The sequence below is a fragment of the Streptosporangium nanhuense genome (genome assembly GCF_059358815.1).
Genome location: NZ_JCADBG010000128.1, coordinates 1 through 673 on the forward strand (window position 1 = coordinate 1; position 673 = coordinate 673).

1 protein-coding gene is annotated in these 673 nt (G+C 68.9%); it reads right to left on the reverse strand.

Features of this window, described 5'->3' with window-relative positions:
- Positions 1-649 (reverse strand): SDR family NAD(P)-dependent oxidoreductase (locus AC5L38_RS44320; protein ID WP_495248842.1); only part of this gene is annotated, 649 nt, incomplete at its 3' end.
- Between the last annotated feature and the right edge of the window lie 24 nt (positions 650-673).

The window sequence follows — 673 nt, forward strand, 5'->3', positions numbered from 1 at the left end:
CCAACCGCTCAGGCGTCAACGACGGGATCGTCCCATCGGCGAGCACACCCGCGGTGTGAACAACCGCCGTCAGCGGATGCTCGGCATCGATCCCGGCCAGCAGGGCCGCCACCTGCTCCCGATCCGCCATGTCACAGGCCACGATCTCGACCTCGACACCGTGAGCGATCAGCTCCGCCTGCAACTCCACCGCCCCCGGAGCGTCCAAGCCCCGGCGGCTGGTCAACAACACATGCCGCACACCCCGCTCGGCCACCAGGTGCCGGGCCAGATGACCACCCAGACCACCCGTGCCGCCGGTGATGAGCACCGTGCCCTCAGGATCCCAAGCTCGGACATCGTCGTCGCCCAGTGAGACTCGCGCCAGGCGAGGAACATGCACCTCACCGGCGCGTACAGCCGCCTGCGACTCCCCTGAGGCCAGCACCCCGGCCGGCACCGAGGAGGTCAACTCACCCTCGACATCGACCAGCACGAACCGATCCGGGTTCTCCCACTGCGCCGAGCGCACCAACCCCCACACCGCCGCAGCCGCCAGATCAGCGACCACATCACCTTCCCGCGCCTCCACCGCACCCCGGGTGACGAACACCAGACGCGAAGCTTCGAACCGCTCATCGGCCAACCACTCCTGCAACAGCCCCAGCACCCCGGCCGTCACCTCGTGCGTCGA